The 6,448-nt window shown below is 62.7% G+C and carries 5 protein-coding genes; 1 reads left to right on the top strand and 4 read right to left on the bottom strand.

Going from position 1 to position 6,448, the window contains the following annotated elements; all coding sequences use genetic code 11:
- Positions 1-63: 63 nt before the first annotated feature.
- The gene (locus CRD60_RS07965) at positions 64-336 is read right to left on the bottom strand and encodes an ACT domain-containing protein (RefSeq protein WP_113860745.1); all 273 of its coding nucleotides are present in this window, start codon (positions 334-336) and stop codon (positions 64-66) included.
- 346 nt (positions 337-682) lie between these two features.
- Here CRD60_RS07965 and CRD60_RS07970 point away from each other — a divergent pair, with 346 nt between their 5' ends.
- Complete coding sequence (locus CRD60_RS07970; RefSeq protein WP_161522221.1) at positions 683-2,356, top strand: InlB B-repeat-containing protein; 1,674 nt, start codon at positions 683-685, stop codon at positions 2,354-2,356.
- A 289-nt stretch (positions 2,357-2,645) separates the two neighbouring features.
- Here CRD60_RS07970 and galK read toward each other — a convergent pair whose 3' ends face one another.
- From galK to CRD60_RS07985, 3 genes are all read right to left on the bottom strand, one after another.
- Positions 2,646-3,896: a galactokinase gene (galK, locus tag CRD60_RS07975; protein WP_113860751.1), complete on the bottom strand. Its 1,251-nt coding sequence runs from the start codon at positions 3,894-3,896 to the stop codon at positions 2,646-2,648.
- Between the two features lie 91 nt (positions 3,897-3,987).
- Positions 3,988-5,238 (bottom strand): galactose-1-phosphate uridylyltransferase, encoded by a 1,251-nt coding sequence (gene galT, locus CRD60_RS07980; RefSeq protein WP_113860747.1) that lies wholly within the window; start codon positions 5,236-5,238, stop codon positions 3,988-3,990.
- A 4-nt stretch (positions 5,239-5,242) separates the two neighbouring features.
- The gene (locus CRD60_RS07985; protein WP_113860748.1) at positions 5,243-6,064 is read right to left on the bottom strand and encodes a DeoR/GlpR family DNA-binding transcription regulator; all 822 of its coding nucleotides are present in this window, start codon (positions 6,062-6,064) and stop codon (positions 5,243-5,245) included.
- Positions 6,065-6,448: the final 384 nt, after the last annotated feature.

Genomic DNA, 6,448 nt, shown 5'->3' on the forward strand with positions numbered 1-6,448 from the left:
GATACGATGGCCGATGGATACGGGCAGAGGGGAAGACCGACCTGCTGCTTGGCTGTCGGGCTTTCAGACCCGGTGCATCTTGGTGAAGATCTCCTCGCGCTGGCAGTGGATGCGCACACCGATCTCCTGCCCCAACCCGTCCAGATCGGTGACCATGCTGTCAAAGGGTAGGTCGGCGCCGCCGTAGTCGACGATCATCATCATGTTGAAGAAGCCGTCAATAATGGTCTGGGAGATGTCCAGCACATTGACCTTGCGCTCGGACAGATAAGTGCAGACCCGCGCGATGATACCGACGGTATCCTGACCGACTACGGTGATGACAGCCTTATTCATGGAAGCCTCGAATCTGGGAAGCGGCAGTTACGTTTCCCCAGTATAGACAGAGACTGGTATTGGACTGACGACCTGCTTTGCATATGGAATCCATACGCCCGGCATCCCTACCTGATCGCTCCTGCCTGACCCCCACAGCTGTTTTCAGTTGACTATGGTATATTATCCAGCAGTTGGACCCATAGGCCGGTCCACGTCTGGAATCACGGGGGAGATTCAGACGTCACTATTCCGGGACCATTGCGCTGTGCCAGACCGTCCCAAGGCGCACAGACTCTACGCAGCCCCATTCCCCGGCCCATGCGGATTCGCAGTACGAGAGACTATTGAAGGAATCTGGATACAGATGTTGAACACCGCCTTGCGTGCCATTGCCGCCGGTCTGCTCTGCCTGGGCATGACCGCCGCAAATGGAGCAAATATCACCCCCCCCCCCCTAACGGGATCTGAACCCTCAAGCAGCGCAGCCCACACCGCAGCGGACACCACAAAGCGCACACCCCACACCACCGGGACCAAGACAGACACACAAGCCCACCAGGTCAGACCCATAGCCGACACAGACACCAGGCCCAATCCGCTCACACGGTCACAGCAGACCGTCCCACAGGCGCTACGACCAGACACAGCAAGCACGCCAGGCAAGCAAAACGAGAGCAACATCCAGAACACGCAGCCCGGCAATGGTGCAGCCGAACAAGGCCCAGTTGCATCGAATCAGACAGGCCAACCAGCATCAGGAACACCCGACACCAGCACCGATAATACAAACACGGGCCAAGATGAGAACCAAGGCAAGGACCAGCCCAAGACACCTGCCACAGACGACACGAATGGCCAAGCCTCAGGCAATGAGACCGACAAGGACACCGCCAAGGCTGCACCGAAGAAGACCGATCAACCATCAGACAGCAACCCCAAAGGCGGGCTGTCCAAGCGGGGCATCGGCGTGCGCGGTGGCGTGTGCACCGTGAACACCAGCACCTTCCGTGACTGCTTCGGCAACGGCAGCGACACCAGCCTGGCCGATGCTGTGGCCTCAGTGCAAGGCAAGTTGCCCACCGCAACCTTTACCAGCGTGGACCAGGCCGTAACAAGTCTGAATCTGAATGCCAAGGGCATCCTGAGCCTGGAGGGAATCGCCAACCTGCCCAATCTGGTATCCCTGGACCTCGGATACAACAGAATAAAAGACACATCCCCTTTGGTCGCATTGCAGAACACACTTCAAACGCTGTATCTGGATCATAACCAGATCAGCGATCTGACACCCATCAACCCCAACAACGCCACCTGGCCCAGACTCAAATGGCTCGATGCGACAGGACAAAGCATCCATGTCACCCCCACACCGGGAGCCAGCACCGTGACGCTGGGACCCGCGAAATGGAACGTGGCAAACTCCCGATGGCTGGGCGGCAGACCCGGCGGGTACAACTGCGGCGACCCGGCAATGAAGTCACCGGGAGCCAGAGCGCCCGGAGCCCTGCCATGCCCCGCCGGAGGCACCAGCAACACCGACGGAACCTACACCTGGAACGACGGCGGCACACACACCTACAGCTGGAGCAACCAAGGCAGCTACTCGAACACCTCATGGACCACCGCCGGAGGAGCCGGCACCTTCGCCTACTCAGGCACCATCACCTATTCGGGCTATCGGGTCAAGTTTGACCCACAGAACGGGCAGGCACCCACCTACGTATGGCTATCCGCCTTCAACCTACCCGTGGCCAGACCAGGAACCAACCCCATCAAGGCCGGATACACCTTCACCGACTGGTACACCCAACCCACCGGAGGAGACAGATGGGACTTCTCCACCATCGTCCAGGACAACATAACCCTGTACGCCCACTACGACAGCATCCCACTCCCCATGACGGGAGGCATACCCAACAGGGTGCCAACCATCATCGCACTGGCGGCACTGGCACTAGCCGGAGTGACACTCACAGTCAGGAGAGTTATGGAAGGCCGTGGCTTATCCGGGAGCCAACGTCCAACCGCCAGCCGGTGACACATTCATCCGTGTCAGTTGATTCTATGTAACTGACACGGCTGAATGGCCGGATATTCATCATCCCGTTAAACGTCCAGCTACCAACTTCTGCCCTTGCCGCTCATACCATCAGCGGCAAGGGCAGAACCATATATAGCAGCAATATGAGCTAGCTCAGCCCTGCCCATCGTCAGACTTGACGGACACCGGGGCCACCGAAGTAGCTAGCCTGCGATGCCCCCAAACAAACGCGAAAGGTCTCGGACCACCAAATCAGACTGGTGGGCCGAGGCCTTTGGGTATGGAGTTAGGCGACCTGCTCGGCTGCGGCCGAGGCTACGGCGCTGAGGGCGCGGGGGGCGCGGAAGCCCTCGGTGGAGAAGCGCTCGGCTATGGCCTGGGCTACGGCGGGGCCGCGGCCCTGGTCGACCAGGGCGATGATGGAACCGCCGAAGCCGCCGCCGGTCATGCGGGCACCGTAGGCGCCGTTGGCGCGGGCTACTTCTACGGCTATGTCGAGCTCGGGGACGGTGACCTCGTAGTCCTCGGCCAGGGACTGGTGAGAGGCGTTGAAGAGGGCTCCGGCCTGCTGGATGTCGCCCTTAGCAAAAGCGTCCACAAAGAGGCCTACTCGTCCGATCTCGGTGATGACGTGGCGGACCCGCTTGCGCATGGTCGGGTCTTCCAGGCGGTTCAGGACCTGGGTCAGGGCGGCATCAGGGTCAGCGGCAGCGGCTACCTGGTCGGCCACGACCCGCAGGTTGTCTACCCCCAGCAGGGCTGCGGCCTCCTCGCAGGAGCGGCGGCGCTGGTCGTACTGGCCGTCGTTGAGTTGGTGGTGGGCCTGGGTGTCGACGACCAGGAGCTCCAGGCCGTACTTGTCCAGGTCGAAGGGTTCCTGGCTGGCGCCTTGCAGGGGCGATAGGCCGGGCTTGAAGTCCAGCAGCAGGGCGTTGCCTGCGGTGCAGCGCATGGAGGCGCTCTGGTCTAAGCCACCGGTCGAGGCTCCGGCCATGTCGTTCTCGGCCGTCATGGCTGCCTGGATCAGTTTCAGCCGCCCCTCGTCGCAAGCCCCAAAGCCCAGACCAAAGACCTGGTCCAGGGCCAGGGCGGTCGAGCAGGTCATGGCTGCGGACGAGCTCAGGCCCGACCCCAGGGGCACACAGGACACGAAGGCCCCATCGAAGCCAGTCACGCCATCGAAGCCGGCCTCGCGTAGGGCCCAGGCCACACCCACCGGGTAGGCCATCCAGCCCTTGACTCCGCCAGCCTCCAGGCCGGCAAGGTCAGAGTAGACCATCTTGTCGGGTTGCAGGTCGGAGACCAGGCGCACCTTGCTGTCGGCACGAGGGCTCAGGGCCAGGAAGGTCCGGTGGGGCAGGGCTATGGGCAGGCAGAGTCCGGCATTGTAGTCGGTATGCTCGCCAATCAGGTTCACCCTCCCGGGTGCGGCCCAGACTCCCTGGGGCTGCCTGCCGAAGGTCTTGCCGAAGAGTTCAGCGGCCTGGGCTGCGCCCTCCTGGTTGCTGAGTTGGTCCACGAATTCGACCGGTGCCACGGTGCGCTCAGTCATGATGCTCACTTTCTGTCATGCTGTCTCTACTGCCTGTGTTGCCTGTGCTGCATTAGCACAGGCCTCAACCTCAACCTCAGCCGATGTCGACCGCACCCAGCTCATGGAAGCGCTGGGCGATCAGCTCCGGCGTGGTGTCCGAGACCCAGGCCGCCATGCCCGATTCGGAGCCCGCCAGGTACTTAATCTTGTTGGGCGAGCGCCTAAAGGAGAAGAACTGGAGGTTGAGCCGGTAGTTGGCCCGGCGCGGGTCCCGCACCGGAGCCTGGTGCCAGGCGGCGATGTAGGGCAGGTCCATGCCCCGGCCGTCGCCGGTGTCGAAGAAGGCGTTGCCGCGCTTGAGGAGGGCGGAATACATTTGCGCCAGATCCCAGCGTTCCTGGTCGTTGAGCTGGTCCAGGGTCAGCAGGTCGCGCACGGGGGCCACGTGGACCTCCAGGGGCCAGCGGGCGGCGGCCGGCACGTAGGCGATCCAGCTGGCGTTGCGCATCACGACCCGCTCCCCCGCCGCCAATTCGCCCTCCATGATGTCCTTGAGGAGGTTGCCGCCGGTGCGCTCGTGGTAGGCATGGCTCTGCCGCAGCTCCTGTTCCATCTTGGGGGGAATGAAGGGGTAGCAGTAGACCTGTCCGTGGGGGTGGGCCAGGGAGACGCCAATCTCCTGGCCGTGGTTTTCAAAGGGGAAGATCTGCTCGATGCCCTCCATCTGCGAGATCTCGGCGGTCCTGAATGCCCAGGCCTCCACCACGGTCCGCAGGCGGGAGACCGGCAGGTCGGCAGGTAGGCCCTGCTCGTCGGGGTCAAAACAGATCACCTCGCAACGGCCGGCGGCCGGCTTCTGCTCCCAGAGGGGGTTGCCGTCCACCAGGGTGGGCTCGCCGGATTGGCCGGGCACCTGGACCATGGAGGGGAAGCGGTTTTCGAAGATGACCACATCGTAGTCGCTGTCGGGCACCTCCCCGTCCTGGTAGGGATCGCCGGGCTTGCGGGCGGCCAGGGGGTTGCCGGTGGCGGTGGCGCCGGGCCCTGCGGTGATGGGCCGGTTCATTCGCGCCGTGGCCATGGGGATCCAGTCGCCGGTCAGGGGGTCGCGGCGCATCATGGGGGCGGCGTAGGGCAGCTCATGGCCGTCGGCATCCATGTGGGGGGCGAAGCGGTAGTCCAGGGGCCTGGGGTCCTTGAGCTCACGGGTCTTGGAGCCTGACACATAGGCCGGGTCGTCGTCCATGTAGAAGAAGTCGCGTCCGTCAGCCAGCTTGGTCGGCGTGATGCGGATGTGCTCGTTCGCGTAGGGGCCAGGTTGGTAGGAGGTCCACTGTGCCGCCATGTGCTTACTCTCTTTCCCTGGCTGTCTTGCTGTCGGAACCGGAGTCCTGCTGGTGGGTCAGCACCAGCTCCTTGACCAGTTCACGGGTCTTGGCCGTCAGGTCTGGGGCCAGGCCATCATCGGTGATGATCATATCCACCTGATCGAGGCTGGCGAAGAGGGAAAGGGAGGTCGAGCTCCACTTGGTATGGTCGGTCAGAATGATCGTCCGGTCGGCGATCTCCATCATGGCCATGTCGGTGGCCGCCTCCAGGGAGTTGGGCATGAGGAAGCCCCGGGGCAAGGAGACCGAGTGGGTGCCCAAAAACACCGTGTTGACCCGCAGGGAGGCCACGACCTTGTCGGCGATGGGGCCGACCAGGGAGTTGGAGCGGGTGATGACCCCGCCGGTCACGATGACCTCGACGTCCTTGGATTCCATGGCCTGGACCAGCTCGGCCACGGGGATGGAGTTGGTCAGAATGGTGATGCCGGAGGCCTGCTGGGACTCAAGCAGATGCTGGGCGAAGATATAGGCGGTGGTGCCGCCGCCGATGGCGATGACCTCGCCGGGGGACACATACTTGACCGCCTCCTTGGCAATGGCGTCCTTGAGACCGATGTCCATCTGTGACTTGACCGAGAAGAGCGGTTCGCTCAAGAGGGCACTGGTGGAGACCGCACCGCCGTGGACCCGCTTGAGCAGGCCCTTGTCGGCCAGTTCGGCGATGTCGCGGCGGATGGTCATGGCCGAGACTTCCAACTCCTTGGAGAGGGCGGTGATGCGGACCGCGCCCCTGGTGCGGAGTCTGCTGAGAATCAGATGCTGACGCTGTGAGGAAATCATACGAACATTATCGCACAACACCGCTCATAATCACAACTCATTTGAGTGCTTATCGGCCAGTACGACCCCTTTTCCGAACATCCATCCAGAAGTCAGGTCACAGTTTCTACCATTCCCGCCAGTCCTGTCCAGCCGCTGCCACCATCCGGCCCCCAGGCCCTTGTTCACCCCCAGGGCCCGGCGGCCGGATCGTTGCCGCCGCCGGTCAGCTCCGGCTGGAGCGGGCGGAAACGTTACCGAACGCTTGGACGTGCTGCTGCACAATGCGTTGTGATGGGCGACGAGCCTCCAAATGATTCGTGAGTATCCGCGGTTCTGGTGTAGTCGCACTGGTCCCCCTTTCTCTCTGACGATGCGGCCTCATGTTGCCTCCGTTGTTGTTGT

The organism is Bifidobacterium aemilianum (assembly GCF_003315635.1).
Taxonomy (GTDB): Bacteria; Actinomycetota; Actinomycetes; order Actinomycetales; family Bifidobacteriaceae; genus Bifidobacterium; species Bifidobacterium aemilianum.

What these genes read in the sequence shown, in the direction of transcription:
- CRD60_RS07965 (WP_113860745.1), bottom strand. Translation starts at nt 336, where the DNA reads ATGAATAAGGCTGTCATCACCGTAGTCGGTCAGGATACCGTCGGTATC.
- CRD60_RS07970 (WP_161522221.1), top strand. Translation starts at nt 683, where the DNA reads ATGTTGAACACCGCCTTGCGTGCCATTGCCGCCGGTCTGCTCTGCCTG.
- galT (WP_113860747.1), bottom strand. Translation starts at nt 5,238, where the DNA reads ATGGCGGCACAGTGGACCTCCTACCAACCTGGCCCCTACGCGAACGAG.
- CRD60_RS07985 (WP_113860748.1), bottom strand. Translation starts at nt 6,064, where the DNA reads ATGATTTCCTCACAGCGTCAGCATCTGATTCTCAGCAGACTCCGCACC.